Origin of the sequence: Methylorubrum rhodesianum (assembly GCF_014199985.1) — a bacterium.
Lineage (GTDB): Bacteria > Pseudomonadota > Alphaproteobacteria > Rhizobiales > Beijerinckiaceae > Methylobacterium > Methylobacterium rhodesianum.
Genome location: NZ_JACHOS010000023.1, coordinates 1 through 15646 on the forward strand (window position 1 = coordinate 1; position 15646 = coordinate 15646).

Genomic DNA, 15646 nt, shown 5'->3' on the forward strand with positions numbered 1-15646 from the left:
ACGATCGACACCCCGGGACGAGAAGGACAGCGATCGCCCGATCCAGTTACCCGGATCAGCTCCGCTCCACCGACAATCCCGAAGACCGTCGAAGCCCTCGCCCACCAAGCGGTGGACCGCGGCGCCCCGTCGGTGAAATGGGGTATAGGGGGCGCGCCGCACCGCGTCAATCGGAAAATCCGAAATAAGGGCGAGGAAGGCCGCCACCGGACCGCGGAGCGCATTCTGCGACCGTTCCATGAAGGGACTGCGATCGCCGGTGCGGTCAGTATCCCCTCTTCACCTGCGCCAAAGCCCGCGTCAGGCCATCGGCGACGATCGCCCGTTCGTCGGGCGAGGCGTCGCGGGCGACCACGACGTGCTCGCGACGCGACATCAGGGTCAGCGTGCGCAGACCGAACTCCTCGTCATCGACGCGACTGAGCTTGGTCCAGAGCGGATTGAAGCGCCACTCGCGGCGCACGCCCCGCGGATCGATGCGCGCCAGGAAGACTTCGATCGGCGAGATCGCCACTTCCTCGAAGGAGCGCCCGCGGCGGAAGCTCACCTTCAGAGCGACGTAGAGCGCGATCATGTCGAGGCCGAAGAAACCGGCGATCGGCCAGAAGCCGGCGCGCCAGCAAGCGATCGATGTGACGAGCGAGACGAGGCAGCAGAACCCCATCACGACCCGGAAGCCGTCCTGGCTCAAGGATTGATGAGGCCGGATCACGGCCGAGTAGACCGGCCGGTCCATCGTCGCGGGATCGAGCCCGTCCGGATGTGCTGGAATGTTGCCGCTCGCCATGGGCCGAATATAACGCGCCGATGTCCGCGAAAAAGCCGTCTTCCCGTCCTTCCGCCCCGACTGCGGTAAAACGTCAGGCGGCGAAGTCAGTGACGGCACAAGCTCAGCCGTCGAAACCGAAGGCCACGCTGCAGCCGGCATTGACGACGCGGATCGAAATCGCGCCAACCCCCGTCGACGATGCGACGTTGGTCGAGATCTTCTCACGTCTGCGGGCGGCCGATCCGGAGCCACGCTCGGAACTCGAGTACATCAATCCCTACACGCTGCTGGTAGCAGTCGTTCTCTCGGCGCAGGCCACCGACAAGAGCGTGAACCTGGCAACCGCGCCGCTCTTCGCCCTTGCGGACACGCCACAGAAGATGCTGGCGCTCGGCGAGGAGCGGGTGCGCCATTTCATCCGCACCATCGGCCTGTTCAACACCAAGGCGAAGAACGTGATCGCGCTCTCACGGATCCTGGTGGAGCGGCACGGAGGCGAGGTGCCGCGCGAGGCCGAAGCCCTGGAGGTACTGCCGGGCGTCGGAACGAAGACCGCGAGCGTCGTCCTGAACGTGGCCTTCGGCATTCCGCGGATCGCGGTCGATACCCACATCTTCCGCGTCTCGAACCGCATCCCCCTGTTTCCCGCGAGCACGACCGACAAGGTCCAGGCCGGCCTGGAAGCGCGGGTGCCGGAGCCGTTCCGCCTCAACGCGCATCATTGGCTGATCCTGCACGGGCGCTACACCTGCAAGGCCCGCCGCCCCGATTGCCCGCGCTGCGCCATCGCCGATCTTTGCCGCTATCCCTCGAAGACGCTGGCGCTCGCCCCCATATCGGACGGCGAATAGACACAGACCCGCGCCCTCGTCGGCGAAGCGGTGCAGCGCCAACGCGTTGTGCTGCAAACCTCGTTCCGGTAGATTGATGGTATGGCGGCCGGGATTGGCACCCGAGGGCAGGTCCTGGCCGTCCGCCCGCCAGACGGGTCGCCGCGCCGCGGATTTCGCTTCACGTGCCAGTTCCGAAGGAGCCACGGCCCCATGGACTTCCTCAAACCACGGTACACGCCTATGAACCGCCGCCGTCGCATCTACGAGGGCAAGGCGAAAGTCCTCTACGAGGGACCGGAGCCGGGGACGCTCATCCAGCATTTCAAGGACGACGCGACCGCCTTCAATGCCAAGAAGCACGAGGTGATCGACGGCAAGGGCGTGCTGAACAACCGGATTTCCGAGTTCGTTTTCCAGCACCTCAACGACATCGGCGTGCCGACCCACTTCATCCGCCGACTCAACATGCGCGAGCAGTTGATCCGTGAGGTCGAGATCATTCCCCTCGAGGTGGTCGTGCGCAACGTGGCGGCCGGCTCGCTCGCCCAGCGGCTCGGGCTGGAAGAAGGCACCCAGCTGCCGCGCTCGATCATCGAGTTCTACTACAAGAACGATCAGCTCAACGACCCGATGGTGTCGGAGGAGCACATTACCGCGTTCGGCTGGGCGACGCCCCAGGAGATCGACGACATCATGGCGCTTGCCATCCGCGTGAACGACTTCCTGTCCGGCCTCTTCCTCGGCGTCGGCATCCGTCTGGTCGATTTCAAGATGGAGACCGGCCGCCTCTGGGAGGGCGACCTGATGCGCATCGTCGTCGCCGACGAGATCTCCCCGGACTCGTGCCGGCTGTGGGATATCAAGTCCTCTGACAAGCTCGACAAGGACCGCTTCCGCAAGGATCTGGGCGGTCTGATCGAGGCCTACACGGAAGTCGCCAAGCGCCTGGGCATCATGTCCGAGAACGAGAAGGTCCAGACCGGCGGGCCGCGCCTGGTGCAGTAAGCCCTCAGCGCGGCTCGACTGGTCCTCGGCCGGTCCAGCCGCGGCGCAGGCGCAGATGTGTCGAGAGATCCGGATCAAAGCCCGGATGATAGTGGGGGTCCTGCGCGAGCAGCGGCCCCCATCGCTTTTTGAACGCCCCGACCTCGCGGTCGTGGCGCGCAGCGGCCTCCAGTGAGGGCCGTCGGCTCGCCGATTCCCGGTGGTGCAGCACGGCGCCACCGACGTAGAGCGTGCGCAGGCCGATCGCGTTCAGTCTGAGGCAGAGATCGACATCGTTGAAATCGATCGCGAAGGCCGACGCATCGAAGCCGCCCACGCGGGCAAACTTGTTCGCCCCGATGACGAGGCAGGCGGCCGTCACGGCCGAGACGCTTCGGGTTGCGCGCAAGGCGCTGAGGTAACCCACCGCGTCGGCGGCGAAGTGGCGGTGGCCGTGGGTGACGAGACCGCCGGTGCCGAGCACGATGCCGCCGTGCTGGATGCGGCCCTCGCCGTCGATGAGCCGGGCGCCGACCGCGCCGGTTCCGGGGCGCAGCGCCTCGCGGGCCATGCGCTCCAGCCAATCCGGCGCCTCGGCCTCGACGTCGTTGTTGATGAAGGCCAGGAGGCTCCCGCGCGCCTGCGCCGCGACGCGGTTGTTGATGGCGGCGAAATCGAAGGGGCCGGGACAGGCGACGATCCGCGCCGCGTCTTCCGCTTCGAGGGTACGGAAATAGGCGAGCGTCGCGGGATCGCGACTGTCGTTGTCGCAGATCAGGATCTCCTTGGCCGGCCAGTCGGTCCGGTGGCGCAGGCTCTCGATGCAGGGCCGCAGCAGGTCGATCCGGTCGCGGGTCGGCACGATCAGGCTGACGAGGGGATGCGGCTCCGGCAGCGGGCGGTCGAGCCGGATCACGCCGCCCGCCTCAAGGACGACGCGCGTGCCTGCCTCCCCGACGCGGCCGAGATCGCGCTCGACGGCTTTCAGCCGGGCCTGGCAGCGCGCCTGTCGCTCTCCCCCTCCCCCGTCAAATTGTCCGAACGACAGGATCTGCGGGAGGTGGCGCACGGCACCTTCGCCGAACCGGTCAGCAAGTTCCAAGGCGAGATCGAGAGCGGCGGCGCCGGCGACGGGCGCCGCACCGGCCAGGCTGGCGCGACGGAGGGCGAGGACGGGGCCGAGGTAATCGACCGAATGCAGGTAGTCCCGGTCGAAGGCCGGGCGCAGCAGGGGAAGCCAGGGCCCGTCGGATCCTCGACCGCACAGGGCGTCGCCGTAAAGGGCGTGAAGATCCGGGTCGGCGAAGGCGGCGGCGATGGCAGCGGATGCCCCGGCCGCGATCCGCTGCCCGTCGACCGAGAGGAGAACGAGAGGATGTCCCGCCGGTGCGATGCGGACGAGACCTCCTGCATCGACCTCGACGCATTCGATCCCGGCCGCGGCAAGAGCGGCAGGAGGCTCTGCTGACGGAGCCAGGCCGACGGGCCAATGTAGATGATGATGGGCGCCGACCAGGGCGACGAACCGCTGCGCCGCCCGAAGCCGACGGCCCGAGAGGCGCGTGAGCAGGAGCGACAGGAGACGCCTCGGATGGCGCAGGGCGCGAAGGAAGAGCGCGAAGCGTCCCGGCACGGGCTCGGCAGCGAAGCGCAGCGCGTCAGGCAACGCATCGGCCAGGGTCTCGGGCGCCGCCCCGACGCTCATTCCAGTTCCTCGCCGAACGTCGTCAGCGACAGGGCCGGATGGTAGAACGGATCGTGCCGGATCACGTCGCGCCAGCGCTCGGTGAAAGCGACGGCCTCCCGCTCGAAGCGAGTGCGGGCGGCTCCGACCGGCCGGCCCCGGCTGACGGATTCGAGGTGAGAGAGAACGGCGTGGGGCGTCCACATCGTCTTCCAGCCCCGTGCGCCGAGGCGCAGGCAGAAGTCAATGTCATTGAAGTCGATCGCAAAGGTCTCCTCGTCGAAGCCGCCGACCGCCCGATACTTCTCCCGCGCCACGGCGAGGCAGGCCGCCGTCACACCCGAGACTTCGTGCGCCACGTGTAGACGGTCGAGATGGCCGGGGGTGTCGGCGGGACGCCGCCGCAGGATGTGCCCGGCCTCGCCGCCGAGCCCCACCACCACGCCGGCGTGCTGGAGCCGGCCATCCTCGTAGAGGAGCTTCGCGCCGACGGCGCCGACCTCGGGCCGGGCCGCCTGGGCGACGAGGACGTCGAGCCAGTCCGGCCGCAACACCGCCACGTCGTTGTTGAGCAGGATCAGAATCCCGCCCTGCGCCACCTGCGCGCCAGCATTGACCATCGCGGAGAAATTGAAGGGGTGCGGATAGGGCACGATCCGCACACGGCGGTCGGCGCGCAGCCGCCCGTACAGCGCGAGCACACCCGGCTCCGTCGAGCCGTTGTCCACAATGATCAGTTCGAGGGCGGGATAGTCGGTCTTCTGGAGGACGCCCTCCGTGACCCGCGCGATGAGGTCGAGCCGGTCGCGCGAGGGGATGATCACGCTGACGAGCGGCGCCGGCTCCGGACGCGGCCAGTGGAGGTCGAGGCGGTCCCGGTTAAGCCTCGCGCGCGCCGGCGAGCGTACGGCCTTCAGGTGCCGGTCGAGGCGCGCCGCGCGGGTGGAGATCGCGGCCGCGAGGGGCTCGCGGCGGCAGAGGATCCGCGGGATGTGAACCACGCGGGTGGCAGCCCCGGCCGCGAGATCGAGCGCCAGGGCCGCCTCCTCCAGTGAGCCTGCCGGCTCGACCGGCAGGGCGGCGAGGAAGGCGCGCGAGAGGAGGGCAGGCGCGCCGACATAGCCCGTAACCAGAGCGAGGTCGGGGCTCCAATCCGGCTTGAGGCGTGGCCTCGTCGTCCGGGCGCCGGCTTCCTCGTCGGCATAGATCAACTCAGCCGCCTCCGACGCGAAGCCATTCGCGAGCAGGCTCAGCGTTTCCGGGGCCAGAACATCGCCAGGACGCAGCATGCCGAAGAGCTCGGCGCCCGCGCAGAGGTCGTGGATCGGCGCGGACGGATCCCAGCCCGTCGATACGACGCGCGGATCGGCGCCCGCCGGCCTCATCGGCGGGCCGTCATCGGTCCAGGCAATGCACAGTGACCAGTTCCGATGGGTCTGGGCACGCAAGCTGGCCACGCTGCGCGCAACGGCATCGGCCCGCGCGAAGGGGGCGGGCAGGACGAGGCGGATTGAGGTGGCGGACAGGGGCTCGGCCACGCCGGTCCGGAACAGGCGCGCACTCCTCCAGGCGGGGTAGCGCCCGATCGGCGTCACCGCGCAGGCCCCGCGCAGGCTGTCGCGCCAGCGCCGTTCATCGCGGGCGAACCGGGCCCGCAGGGCCGCTGCGACGCGCAGCGGCCGCTTGAGCAGTGCTTCGGCGATAACGCTTCCGGTTCGACGCAGCCCGACCCGCTCGAGAACGAAGCCCGGCTCCGCGGCGATCTCGATGCCCTCGCAATCGCCGGGCAGGTAGCCGAGCCAGTGGGCGCTGCCGAGTGCGAGCCCGGGCAGCACGAAGCTGTCGTGGCCGCCCCCGGCGCGCCTAAGGCGCAGCAGCGGTCGCTGCGGCCGGGCACGCGCCGGCAGCGTGTAGGTCAGGACGAGCCACCGCCCCTTCCGTGGGCTTCGGAAGGTAGCGGGCAGGGCGAGTCTGCAATTGAAGAGCGGGTCGTCGGCGGGCACAAGCGAGAACGGCGTCGCCCGGCCCCGCCAGAGATTCCACCATATGCCTCGCCGAGCATCAGAATGGGCGATGCCGTCCTCCGGCGTGTTCCGAACCGTGCGGCGCGCGCGACGGGATCATTGCTCGGCGGCCGCCTCGCTCTGCTCCGCCGCCGCCGCGGGGGCGGGCTTGCGGCGCCGTACGGCCGACTTCGCCCGCGTTGCCGCACCGGCCAGGGTCACCTCGATATCGTAACCCATCGCCTTGTCGGCGGGCACGGAGAGGTCGTTCTCGATCACCGTGGCCTCGCCCTGGACGGCGCCGGCCGGCACTGCCACGGCGACGCGGTGGGTGCGCGCCATGACGGGCTGCTCGTTGTACTTCACGGCGATGGTGACCGGCGCCTCGAAGCGCCCGGCAGTGCCGGCCGGTCCAAGCAGGGCGCGCAGCTCGACGCCGACGCGCACCGCCACAGAACCATCCGGCCGCGCCTTGCACTCGCGGCTGAGCCGGCTGAACACGATCTGGTGCCGAAGGCGCCGGTTGTCGCCGGCGGCTCCGGCAAAGGCCTGGATCGCCGCACCTCCGTCCGGCACGAAGACCGGCGGGCAGTAGACGTCGTCGGGATCCTGCGCGCGGGGTGCGGCGACGGATGCGCCGCCCTCACTCCCGCCGAACATGTTCTTGAAGAAGCCGCCGGGTTCGGCCCGCGCGGCACCCGGAACGGCAAGCACCAAACCGGCGAAGATGATCGAGGCCCTACGCATCGTCTGACCGTTCCCTGCCCTTCCCTGGCGATACTTTCGAAGGCTCCGGAGCCGAACGAACTTACTTGAGCGTGTCGAAACCGGGGCCGAACCCCTTCATTGAGACCGGGATGCCGACGCCCTCCTCCGGCGTCTGGAACACGATGAAGGTCGATTGCGACCCGTTGCGCAGCGATTTGATCAGGCCCTCATCCATCACCACCTCGGCGACGCAGCCCGTGGTCAGGCAGCGCACGAAGCTGGCGCGGCCGATATCGGTCTGATCGATCTTGAGGCCGAGGCCGGAGGGAAGCAGCACACCGAGCGGGGCCACCACGCGCAGCAGGTAGCCGCGATTGTCGGCGGTCTTCAGCACGATGACGACGAGGTTGAGGTTCGGCCGGTCTTCCGCCGCCACGTACTGCACCAGGGCACATTGCTCGGCCTTGGCACCGGCCGGCGTCTCGCAGCGCAGTTGCCAGTCATCGAAGGTCTTGCGCACGGTTCCCTGCGCCTGCGCGGCGCCGCCCCCGGCCAGAATCGTGGCAGCGGTCGCGACCGACAGCGCAAGACGGCGGCACTTCCCCGGCCGAACCGCGCGAACCACGCCCGCTAACAGACTCATACGAACTCCGATCGATCGCTTCGTGAGGCGGCGTCCGGTTCCGGGCGAGCGCCCGTCGCGCTCGCGCAGTCCATGCGTTCGGAGGCGCCGCGCGGGCTCGGGCGTTGGGACCATGCAGGTGTCCCGGTGTCAAGCAATCGCGGCGAGCGTGTGTCGGGATTGAGGCAAAGCAGCTACCCCTCGCCGCCGCACTGCCCTAAAGTAAGGCCAAGCTCTCCGTCATCCGAGGAAACCGCCATGCGCCGCCTCGCCTCCTCCCTGGCTCTCGCGTCACTGATCATCGCGCTGGGCACCGGGGGCGCCTCAGCCCTATCCCTGCCCTTCGAGGAATCGGACTACCTGCCGCCCGAAGCGACAACGACCTATATCGAGCGCTCCCTGAACCATCAGGCGCCGCTCACCATCGAGCACCCGCCGGTGGAGCGGAATCCGCGCGGGCGCCTTCGCGGCGATGCGGCGGCCATTGCCGGTTTCTGCCGGGACGGGGGCACCGTGCTGCGACGCGACGCGTCGGGCCGCCCGACCTACCTTCGCCAGCGCGAGGTCTGTGAAAACGTCGCGCCGCGCACGATGTGGCCCGGCCACGTCAACCCGCGTCCGGCGTGGCCGGCCCAGCCCGCCGCCGCGCGCGGCCGGGCGGTCGTGACGAAGTACTGATCGGACGCTCTCAGCCGTAGCGGTGCAGCTCCGAGCCGTGCCGCTTCAGCCAGCGCTCCGCCTCCTCGACGTGGGGGCAGAGTTCGTTGGCGAGCGCCCAGAAGCGCGGGGAATGGTTCATCTCCCGCAGATGAGCCATCTCGTGGGCGACGAGATAGTCGAGGACCACTGGCGGCGCGAGGATCAGTCGCCAGGAGAAGTTCAGCTCGCCGCGGGCCGTACAGGAGCCCCAGCGGCTGCGTGTATCGCGCAGGGTCACCCGCGCCGGGCGCTGGCCGAGCCGGGCCGCGTTGACCGCTACCGATTGCGACAGGTCGCGCCGCGCCTCCCGCATCAGGAACTCGCGGACGCGGCGCGGCATGTGGACCGGATCACCCGGGACGGCCAGGGTCGCGCTCCCCGGATCCGCCTCGGCCGTACCGCGCCCCTCGCGCGGCACGATCCGATGTGGCACGCCGCGCAGCGGGATGACCGAGCCAGCCGCGAACGGAACCCGCTCCGGCAGCTTGGCGAGGCGGGTGGCGATCCAGCCGCCATGGCTCTGGGCGAATTTCTGCGCCGTGGCGACCGACGAGCGGGTCGGCAGCGTCAGCACCACGGCGCCGGTGGCGCTGGAGACTCGCAGGGTCAACCGGCGCGCGGTCGGCCGCCGCAGGATGGCGACGCGGAAGGTCTGGCCCTCATGGGCGATCTCGATGTGATCCGGATCCGGCCGTCGCAGCAGGGCGCGCGTCATGGCGGCGAACCTAGCCGCAGGCGGCCGGCTCAGCCATCCCAGCAAACCGTCTCTCACCGGAAATTCACCTGCCGGACGTGCGCTCGCCCCGCGATCAGGCGCTTCCCTCCATCTCCCGCACGAAGCGGGCGATGCGCGGTGCGATGACGGAGCGGAAGCGGGAGCCGTTGAAGACGCCGTAATGCCCCACCTTCTCCTGCAGGTGATAGGCTTTGCGGGCATCGGGCAGGTTCGGCGTGAGATCGAGGGCGGCCTTGGTCTGGCCGACGCCGGAGATGTCGTCGTTCTCGCCCTCGACGGCGAGGATCGCGCAGCGCCGAATGGCCGAGAGGTCGACCGGCTGCCCGGCATGGCGCATGTGCCCGCGCGGCAGGGCGTGATCGACGAACACGGTCTGCACGGTCTGGAGGTAGAACTCCGCCGTCAGGTCCATCACCGCGAGGTATTCGTCGTAGAAGTCACGATGCTTTTCCGCCGAGTCGCCGTCCCCGGTGACGAGATGGTGGAACATGTCGGTATGAGCGGTGACGTGGCGGTCGAAGTTCATCGCCATGAAGCCCGAGAGCTGCAGGAAGCCGGGATAGACCCGGCGCATCGCCCCCGGGTAGAGCGGCGGCACCACGGTGATGCAGTTCTTCTCGAACCAGCTCATCCCGCGTTCCTGCGCGAGACAGTTCACGGCGGTCGGCGAGCAGCGCGTGTCGATGGGTCCTCCCATCAGGGTCATCGAGACCGGCACAGGGGCCGAATCCGCCGCTTCCATCAGCGCGACGGCGGCGAAGACCGGCACGGCGGGCTGGCAGACGGCCATGACGTGAAGGTCCGGCCCGAGATCGCGGAACATCGCCTGCAGGTAGTCGATATACGTGTCGAGATCGAAGCGCCCGTCGAGCAGCGGCACCATCCGCGCGTCGGACCAGTCCGTGATGAAGACCCGATGATTGGGCAGCATCGCCTCCACGGTGCCGCGCAGGAGCGTCGCGTAATGCCCCGACATCGGCGCCACGATCAGGAGCTTCGGCTGCGGCTCCGAGAGCCCCACCGGCAGCGCCCGGTCGAACGCGATCACGCGGCAGAAGGACCGCTCCCACACAACGCGCTCCGAGACCGGAACGGCCTGGCCGTCGATCACGGTCGTCGGCAGGCCGAAGGCCGGCTTGCCGTAGCGGCGCGTGACCCGCTCGAACATCTCGAGCGCCGCCGCGGTCGAGCGGGCATAGGGGCCATAGGCGAAGGGGTTGCCTGGATTGCCGAGAGAGTGCCGGGCCGCATCCGCTGCGAGGCGGGCCGGCGTCAGCATCGCGCGCGCCGTCTCGTACCAGACATACGCCAGATCCATCTCGGCCCTCCCTGTCTCGGTCCGCAGATCGACCGTCAACGAGCCGATCCTATCGTATGTTGCAGCCGGAGAAATCCGGCAAAAACGCGCTGCCGGCCGCGGCATCTGTGGACAGGGCAGTGGACGCGCCCCGAGCCAGCCCTATCGTAGCCGCAGGATGATGGAAGCGGCCCACGAGACCTTCACGCCAGCGGGCCGCCACCTGCGGCTCGACACCTTCGTGCGCCTGCGCTGGCTCGCCCTGACCGGGCAGAGCGCGGCGGTCGTCGGCGCCCAGTTCGGGCTCGGCCTCAACCTGCCCTTCGGCTGGTGCTTCCTCGTCATCGCCGCCTCGTGCTGGCTCAACTTGGCCCTGCGGATCCGTTTCCCCGCAAGCTACCGCCTGAGCGACGATTCCGCGGCGCTCCTGCTCGCCTTCGACATCGTCCAGCTCGCGGGCCTGCTCTTCCTCACCGGCGGTCTGCAGAACCCGTTCTCGCTCCTGTTCCTCGCCCCCGTCCTGATCTCGGCGACCGCCCTGCCTCCGGAGCGGACCCTCGCACTGGGCCTTCTGGCGGTGGGCCTCGCCACCCTGCTTGCCCTCGTCCACCGCCCCCTTCCCTGGTTCGCCGACGGGCGGATCGAGCTGCCCTTCCTCTACGTTTCAGGCGTTTGGACCGCGATCCTGCTCGGCACGGCCTTCACCGGGGTCTACGCGTGGCGGGTGGCGGAGGAGACGCGCCAGCTCGCCCGGGCGCTCGCCGCGACGGAACTGGTGCTAGCCCGCGAGCAGCACCTATCGCAGCTCGACGGCCTCGCCGCAGCGGCCGCGCACGAACTCGGCACGCCGCTCGGCACCATCATGGTGGTGGCGAAGGAACTCGACCGGCAGCTCGGCCCCACCGCATCGCCGGCCATCGCCGAGGATCTCAGCCTGCTGCGCGATCAGGTCGACCGCTGCCGGGGCATTCTCTCGAAGCTCACCTCCATGGGCGAGGAGACCGAGGAAGGCGAGACCTTCCTCCAGACCGTCACCTTCGGCCACCTCGTCGAGGAGCTGGTCGCACCTCAGCGCGCGCTGGGCATCGCGGTCGATGTCTCCAAGCAGGGCGAAGGCGCGGAGCCGGTCTGCCGACGCAATGCCGGCGTGATGTTCGGGCTCGCCAATATCCTCGACAACGCCGTGGATTTCGCCGAGTCGCGCGTGCTGATCGAGGCGCGCTGGACTGCCGAGCGGGTGACGCTGACGATCCGCGACGACGGTCCGGGCTTTCCCAGCGAGGTGCTGCTGCGGGCCGGCGAACCCTACGTCACCACCCGAAGCCGCGGGCGGACACGCAAGCCCGACGAGGCGGGCGGGGGTCTCGGGCTGGGTCTGTTCATCGCCAAGACGCTGATCGAGCGCTCCGGCGCGCAGCTCCTGCTGTCGAACATCACCGAGGCGGGGCAGCACGGCGCCCTGGTGCGGGTGACCTGGGCACGTCACGTTTTCGAGAGGGAGGCGATTGCGCCCCATCGCGTTGCGCACAATTCTCTGCGACCCCTAACGGAACGCGATGCCGCACCCATATAATGCACATAGATGACACGAACCGACGAGGAGCGCCGCATGCTGACGCAGAGCGGGACGACGGTGCCAGGCTCGGACACCGCTTTTCTATCCGATTCCGATCCTCTCTCCGCCTTCAGCGATCGCAGCCTGCTGATCGTTGACGATGACAAGCCGTTCTCGACCCGCCTCGCCCGGGCGATGGAGTCGCGCGGCTACGAGGTTCACGTGGCCGAAAGCGTCAGCGAGGGCGTCGCTGCCGTCGAGAACAAAGCGCCCGCCTTCGCCGTGATCGACATGCGGTTGGGCGACGGCAACGGGCTCGATGTGATCGCTCGCCTGAAGGAACGCCGTCCCGAGGCTCGCGGCGTCATTCTCACCGGCTACGGCAACATCGCGACCGCCGTGACCGCGGTGAAGCTCGGCGCCTTCGACTATCTCGCTAAGCCCGCCGATGCCGATGAGATCCACGGAACGCTGATGGCGCAGCCGGGCGAGCGCGCCGATCCACCGGAAAATCCCATGTCGGCCGACCGAGTCCGGTGGGAGCATATCCAGCGGGTCTACGAGCTGTGCGGACGCAACGTCTCGGAGACGGCCCGGCGCCTCAACATGCACCGGCGCACGCTCCAGCGCATCCTCGCCAAGCGCGCGCCGCGCTGACGGAGCAGGGAACAGGTTACGGATCGGACGGCCGGCGGAACATCGCCGGCCGTTTCTTTTCGGGCTGGATCGTCCCGGTTCTCTTCTCACGCTGCGTAAGACGCATCGCGGGAACGGTTGCACCGGACACCGCCCTCGGGCTAGTTCGCCGGTCAGTGGATTGAACAGGCTTGCGCGGGTATGCGGAACCTCATCACGATACTCGGCCTGATGGTGCTGGTCGGCACGGAAGTGTTCGCCGCCGCCATCGCCGCCGGTTGGGCACTCGCCGGACTGCTCGATCTGGGCGACCGCGTCGGGCACGTCCTCATGGGCGTGTTCAGCCTCGTCGCCGCCTGGATCATGGTCCAGCTCTGGCGTCGCGCGACCGAAGCTGAGCCGATCGGATCGGCCAAGCACCGGTAGCGAGGACCCCTGCGGTGACGCAGTCACGAAAGCGCGATAGAGTTTCGTTCTCCGGCGAGCAACGCGTCGACTGCACTCAGATGACAAACCTGAGTTCAGGCTTCTCGTGCACGGTCTAGCACCGGCACCTCCCTCCCCGGTCGCACCGCCCCCTTGCCGCGCCGCCCGCCCACCATTCAAACGAGTGCTAGTCATGAAAGCCCGCATCGTCGTCACCTTGAAGAACGGCGTTCTCGACCCGCAGGGGAAGGCGATCGAAGCGGCGTTGAAGTCGTTCGGGATCGAGGATGTCTCCGGCGTACGGCAGGGCAAGGTCTTCGACCTAGAGGTCGCTTCCGAGAACCGCGAACAGGCCGAGGCAACCTTGAAAGCCGCCTGCGAGAAGCTGCTCGCGAACACCGTCGTCGAGAACTACACCGTCGAGATCGCCTGATGCGCGCCGCCGTCGTCGTCTTTCCGGGCTCGAATCGCGACGGCGACGTGGCCCGTGCGCTCCGCCGCTCCGGCGCGGAGGTCGTCAGCGTCTGGCACGCCGACACAGAACTGCCTGCGGGCACCGACCTCGCGGTGGTGCCAGGCGGCTTCTCCTACGGTGATTACCTGCGCTGCGGCGCCATCGCCGGCCGGGCGGCGGCCATGGACGCGGTGCGCGCGCACGCGGCGCGCGGCGGCCTCGTGCTCGGCATCTGCAACGGCTTTCAGATCCTGTGCGAGTCGGGCCTCCTGCCGGGCGTGCTGATGCGCAACTTCAACCGGCGCTTCATCTGCCACCGGCAATTCCTGCGGGTCGAGCGCACCGATACGCGCTTCACCTCGGCCTATACCGAAGGTCAGGTGATCGACGTCTGCGTGGCTCACGGCGAGGGCAACTACTTCGCCGATTCAGAGACCATCGAGCGCCTTGAGGGCGAGGGCCGCGTCGCGTTCCGCTATTGCGACGCCACCGGTGCTCTTACGGAGGATGCCAACCGCAACGGCTCGCTCAACTCCATCGCCGGGATCTATTCCGAGCAGCGCAACGTGCTCGGCATGATGCCCCACCCGGAAAATTTCGTGGATGGCCTCGTCGGCGGCACCGACGGCAAGGGTCTGTTCGACAGCCTGGCGGCCTGAGGGTTTTCTTTCGACCGTCGCGGCATCGCGCGGCGGAGCCGAAGCGGTCTGGCCGCGCGGGCGACCGGATCGGTCTCCGCCGAACCCGCGGGAGTCCGATCCAGAGGGGCCTCAGTGCCCTTCGAACTCCATCAGCGTGCGAACCGTGACACCGAGGTCGCGCAGGCGCTGGGCGCCGCCGATCTCCGGCAGATCGATCACGAAGCAGGCGGCGACCACTTCCGCCCCGAGCTGGCGCAGCAGATTCACCGCCGCCGTCGCCGTGCCGCCGGTGGCGATGAGGTCATCGACGAGAATCACCCGATCGCCGGACTTGATCGCATCGACGTGGATCTCGATCTCGTCGGTGCCGTATTCGAGGGCGTAGGCCGTCGAGACGGTCTTGTGGGGCAGCTTGCCCTTCTTGCGGATCGGGACGAAGCCCGAGGAGAGCTGGTGCGCCACCGCGCCGCCGAGGATGAAGCCCCGCGCCTCGATGCCCGCGACCTGATCGATCCGTCCGCCCGCGTAGGGATGCACCAGTGAATCGACCGCGCGGCGGAACGATCGCGGATCGCTGAGCAGAGTGGTGATATCGCGGAAGATGATGCCCGGCTTCGGATAATCGGGGATCGAGCGGACCGAGTCCTTGAGGGCGGAGTGGCGGCGGGCTTCCATGCGGGGCGCTCGATTCGTTTCGAATTCGCGGAGGGTTGAGCAGAAGGCACGGTGCGAGACCGAGCCTCCGCCCGGTTACGCGGCGGCCTTGCGCAGCAGGCCGATCAGCTCGCGGTGTAGCACTTCGTTGCCGCAGGCCACGGAGCGGGCGGCGAGCGGCTCGGCGCCGCCATCCGCGCTGGTGACGAAGCCGCCGGCCTCGCGCACGAGGATGATGCCCGCCGCGATGTCCCAGGTCTGAAGGTCGCGTTCCCAGTACAGGTCGGTCCGGCCGCAGGCGACGTAGGCGAGGTCGAGCGCCGCCGAGCCGAGGCGGCGGGTGCCGCCGGACACCGCCATCACCGCGGCGACCTCCTTGAGCAGCCGTCCGTGGCTGCCGCGGCCGAGGTAGGGCGTGCCGTAGGCGACCAGCGCGTCGGCGAAGTCCTGACGGCCGGAGACGCGTAGGCGGCGGTTGTTGAGGAAGGCACCCTTGCCGCGCTCGGCGATGAACAGCTCGTCCTTGGCCGGATCGTAGATCACGCCGGCGACGATCTGGCCGTCGCGCTCCAGGCCGACCGAGATCGCGAAATGCGGGATGCCGTGCAGGAAGTTGGTGGTGCCGTCGAGGGGATCGACGTGCCAGGTGTGGCTCTTGTCGCTGCCCTCGATGTTGCCGCTCTCCTCCATGATGAGGCCGTAGCCGGGCCGGGCCTTCATCAGCGCGTCGCGTAGGACTTCCTCTGCCTTCTTGTCGGCGGCGGAGACGAAGTTGCCGGGGCCCTTGCGCGAGACCTGAAGGTTCTCGATCTCGCCGAAATCGCGCTTGAGGCCGCGGGCGGCCTTGCGCACGGCATCGACCATGACGGTCATGAGGGGAGAGTTGATCATGCGGGTCGGCTCGCAGCCCCGAGGGGCGCCTGGCTGAGAGTGGAATCTGTCAGC

18 protein-coding genes are annotated in these 15646 nt (G+C 68.8%); 8 read left to right on the top strand and 10 right to left on the bottom strand.

Annotated features, from left to right (window positions below; genetic code table 11):
- Together HNR01_RS27390 and HNR01_RS24540 are read right to left on the bottom strand one after the other, a co-directional pair.
- Positions 1 to 240 (bottom strand): hypothetical protein (locus tag HNR01_RS27390; RefSeq protein ID WP_210313594.1); only part of this gene is annotated, 240 nt, incomplete at its 3' end.
- Positions 241 to 265: 25 nt separating this feature from the next.
- Positions 266 to 787: a DUF2244 domain-containing protein gene (locus HNR01_RS24540; RefSeq protein WP_017487303.1), complete on the bottom strand. Its 522-nt coding sequence runs from the start codon at positions 785 to 787 to the stop codon at positions 266 to 268.
- Positions 788 to 807: 20 nt separating this feature from the next.
- Between HNR01_RS24540 and nth the strand changes: the two genes are divergently transcribed.
- Both nth and purC read left to right on the top strand, forming a co-directional pair.
- A complete protein-coding gene (nth, locus tag HNR01_RS24545; protein ID WP_246417638.1) occupies positions 808 to 1620 on the top strand; it encodes an endonuclease III in 813 nt (270 codons plus the stop codon).
- Positions 1621 to 1812: 192 nt separating this feature from the next.
- A complete protein-coding gene (purC, locus tag HNR01_RS24550; RefSeq protein ID WP_017487305.1) occupies positions 1813 to 2607 on the top strand; it encodes a phosphoribosylaminoimidazolesuccinocarboxamide synthase in 795 nt (264 codons plus the stop codon).
- A 4-nt stretch (positions 2608 to 2611) separates the two neighbouring features.
- Here the strand turns inward: purC and HNR01_RS24555 are convergent, their stop codons facing one another.
- The 4 genes from HNR01_RS24555 to HNR01_RS24570 all read right to left on the bottom strand — a co-directional run bounded on the left by HNR01_RS24555 (position 2612) and on the right by HNR01_RS24570 (position 7624).
- Positions 2612 to 4291 (bottom strand): glycosyltransferase, encoded by a 1680-nt coding sequence (locus HNR01_RS24555; RefSeq protein WP_183670354.1) that lies wholly within the window; start codon positions 4289 to 4291, stop codon positions 2612 to 2614.
- Positions 4288 to 6345 carry a glycosyltransferase family 2 protein gene (locus HNR01_RS24560; RefSeq protein ID WP_183670419.1) on the bottom strand — a complete coding sequence of 686 codons (2058 nt, stop codon included), beginning with the start codon at positions 6343 to 6345 and terminating at the stop codon, positions 4288 to 4290. The genes HNR01_RS24555 and HNR01_RS24560 overlap by 4 nt, the downstream gene beginning before the upstream one ends.
- A gap of 45 nt (positions 6346 to 6390) precedes the next feature.
- On the bottom strand, positions 6391 to 7020 hold the full coding sequence (locus HNR01_RS24565) for a hypothetical protein (RefSeq protein ID WP_017487307.1): 630 nt from the start codon (positions 7018 to 7020) through the stop codon (positions 6391 to 6393).
- Positions 7021 to 7081: 61 nt separating this feature from the next.
- Complete coding sequence (locus tag HNR01_RS24570; protein WP_183670356.1) at positions 7082 to 7624, bottom strand: invasion associated locus B family protein; 543 nt, start codon at positions 7622 to 7624, stop codon at positions 7082 to 7084.
- 237 nt (positions 7625 to 7861) lie between these two features.
- Between HNR01_RS24570 and HNR01_RS24575 the strand changes: the two genes are divergently transcribed.
- Positions 7862 to 8281 carry a hypothetical protein gene (locus tag HNR01_RS24575; protein WP_183670358.1) on the top strand — a complete coding sequence of 140 codons (420 nt, stop codon included), beginning with the start codon at positions 7862 to 7864 and terminating at the stop codon, positions 8279 to 8281.
- Positions 8282 to 8291: 10 nt separating this feature from the next.
- Here HNR01_RS24575 and HNR01_RS24580 read toward each other — a convergent pair whose 3' ends face one another.
- Together HNR01_RS24580 and HNR01_RS24585 are read right to left on the bottom strand one after the other, a co-directional pair.
- Positions 8292 to 9017, bottom strand: a complete 726-nt coding sequence (locus tag HNR01_RS24580; RefSeq protein WP_183670360.1) for a M48 family metallopeptidase — start codon at positions 9015 to 9017, stop codon at positions 8292 to 8294.
- A 94-nt stretch (positions 9018 to 9111) separates the two neighbouring features.
- Positions 9112 to 10356, bottom strand: a complete 1245-nt coding sequence (locus HNR01_RS24585) for a polyhydroxyalkanoate depolymerase (RefSeq protein ID WP_183670421.1) — start codon at positions 10354 to 10356, stop codon at positions 9112 to 9114.
- Positions 10357 to 10513: 157 nt separating this feature from the next.
- Here HNR01_RS24585 and HNR01_RS24590 point away from each other — a divergent pair, with 157 nt between their 5' ends.
- The 5 genes from HNR01_RS24590 (at position 10514) to purQ (ending at position 14065) form a co-directional block, all read left to right on the top strand.
- Positions 10514 to 11908, top strand: coding sequence for an ActS/PrrB/RegB family redox-sensitive histidine kinase (locus HNR01_RS24590; protein ID WP_017487312.1), 1395 nt, complete (start codon positions 10514 to 10516; stop codon positions 11906 to 11908).
- Between the two features lie 36 nt (positions 11909 to 11944).
- A complete protein-coding gene (locus HNR01_RS24595) occupies positions 11945 to 12547 on the top strand; it encodes an ActR/PrrA/RegA family redox response regulator transcription factor (RefSeq protein WP_026105970.1) in 603 nt (200 codons plus the stop codon).
- Between the two features lie 180 nt (positions 12548 to 12727).
- The gene (locus HNR01_RS24600; RefSeq protein WP_017487314.1) at positions 12728 to 12952 is read left to right on the top strand and encodes a hypothetical protein; all 225 of its coding nucleotides are present in this window, start codon (positions 12728 to 12730) and stop codon (positions 12950 to 12952) included.
- Positions 12953 to 13145: 193 nt separating this feature from the next.
- A complete protein-coding gene (gene purS, locus HNR01_RS24605) occupies positions 13146 to 13385 on the top strand; it encodes a phosphoribosylformylglycinamidine synthase subunit PurS (protein WP_017487315.1) in 240 nt (79 codons plus the stop codon).
- Positions 13385 to 14065 carry a phosphoribosylformylglycinamidine synthase subunit PurQ gene (gene purQ, locus HNR01_RS24610; RefSeq protein ID WP_183670362.1) on the top strand — a complete coding sequence of 227 codons (681 nt, stop codon included), beginning with the start codon at positions 13385 to 13387 and terminating at the stop codon, positions 14063 to 14065. The genes purS and purQ overlap by 1 nt, the downstream gene beginning before the upstream one ends.
- A 111-nt stretch (positions 14066 to 14176) precedes the next feature.
- Here the strand turns inward: purQ and HNR01_RS24615 are convergent, their stop codons facing one another.
- Both HNR01_RS24615 and HNR01_RS24620 read right to left on the bottom strand, forming a co-directional pair.
- Complete coding sequence (locus HNR01_RS24615) at positions 14177 to 14722, bottom strand: adenine phosphoribosyltransferase (protein ID WP_017487317.1); 546 nt, start codon at positions 14720 to 14722, stop codon at positions 14177 to 14179.
- Between the two features lie 75 nt (positions 14723 to 14797).
- Complete coding sequence (locus HNR01_RS24620) at positions 14798 to 15592, bottom strand: inositol monophosphatase family protein (RefSeq protein ID WP_017487318.1); 795 nt, start codon at positions 15590 to 15592, stop codon at positions 14798 to 14800.
- Between the last annotated feature and the right edge of the window lie 54 nt (positions 15593 to 15646).

Excerpts from the sequence above, each read along its gene's own strand:
- HNR01_RS24590 (WP_017487312.1), top strand. The coding sequence starts at position 10,514 with ATGATGGAAGCGGCCCACGAGACCTTCACGCCAGCGGGCCGCCACCTG.
- HNR01_RS24575 (WP_183670358.1), top strand. The coding sequence starts at position 7,862 with ATGCGCCGCCTCGCCTCCTCCCTGGCTCTCGCGTCACTGATCATCGCG.
- HNR01_RS24620 (WP_017487318.1), bottom strand. The coding sequence starts at position 15,592 with ATGATCAACTCTCCCCTCATGACCGTCATGGTCGATGCCGTGCGCAAG.
- purQ (WP_183670362.1), top strand. The coding sequence starts at position 13,385 with ATGCGCGCCGCCGTCGTCGTCTTTCCGGGCTCGAATCGCGACGGCGAC.
- HNR01_RS24570 (WP_183670356.1), bottom strand. The coding sequence starts at position 7,624 with ATGAGTCTGTTAGCGGGCGTGGTTCGCGCGGTTCGGCCGGGGAAGTGC.
- nth (WP_246417638.1), top strand. The coding sequence starts at position 808 with ATGTCCGCGAAAAAGCCGTCTTCCCGTCCTTCCGCCCCGACTGCGGTA.
- purC (WP_017487305.1), top strand. The coding sequence starts at position 1,813 with ATGGACTTCCTCAAACCACGGTACACGCCTATGAACCGCCGCCGTCGC.
- HNR01_RS24615 (WP_017487317.1), bottom strand. The coding sequence starts at position 14,722 with ATGGAAGCCCGCCGCCACTCCGCCCTCAAGGACTCGGTCCGCTCGATC.
- HNR01_RS24595 (WP_026105970.1), top strand. The coding sequence starts at position 11,945 with ATGCTGACGCAGAGCGGGACGACGGTGCCAGGCTCGGACACCGCTTTT.
- HNR01_RS24600 (WP_017487314.1), top strand. The coding sequence starts at position 12,728 with ATGCGGAACCTCATCACGATACTCGGCCTGATGGTGCTGGTCGGCACG.
- HNR01_RS24555 (WP_183670354.1), bottom strand. The coding sequence starts at position 4,291 with ATGAGCGTCGGGGCGGCGCCCGAGACCCTGGCCGATGCGTTGCCTGAC.
- HNR01_RS24580 (WP_183670360.1), bottom strand. The coding sequence starts at position 9,017 with ATGACGCGCGCCCTGCTGCGACGGCCGGATCCGGATCACATCGAGATC.
- HNR01_RS24585 (WP_183670421.1), bottom strand. The coding sequence starts at position 10,356 with ATGGATCTGGCGTATGTCTGGTACGAGACGGCGCGCGCGATGCTGACG.
- HNR01_RS24540 (WP_017487303.1), bottom strand. The coding sequence starts at position 787 with ATGGCGAGCGGCAACATTCCAGCACATCCGGACGGGCTCGATCCCGCG.
- purS (WP_017487315.1), top strand. The coding sequence starts at position 13,146 with ATGAAAGCCCGCATCGTCGTCACCTTGAAGAACGGCGTTCTCGACCCG.
- HNR01_RS24565 (WP_017487307.1), bottom strand. The coding sequence starts at position 7,020 with ATGCGTAGGGCCTCGATCATCTTCGCCGGTTTGGTGCTTGCCGTTCCG.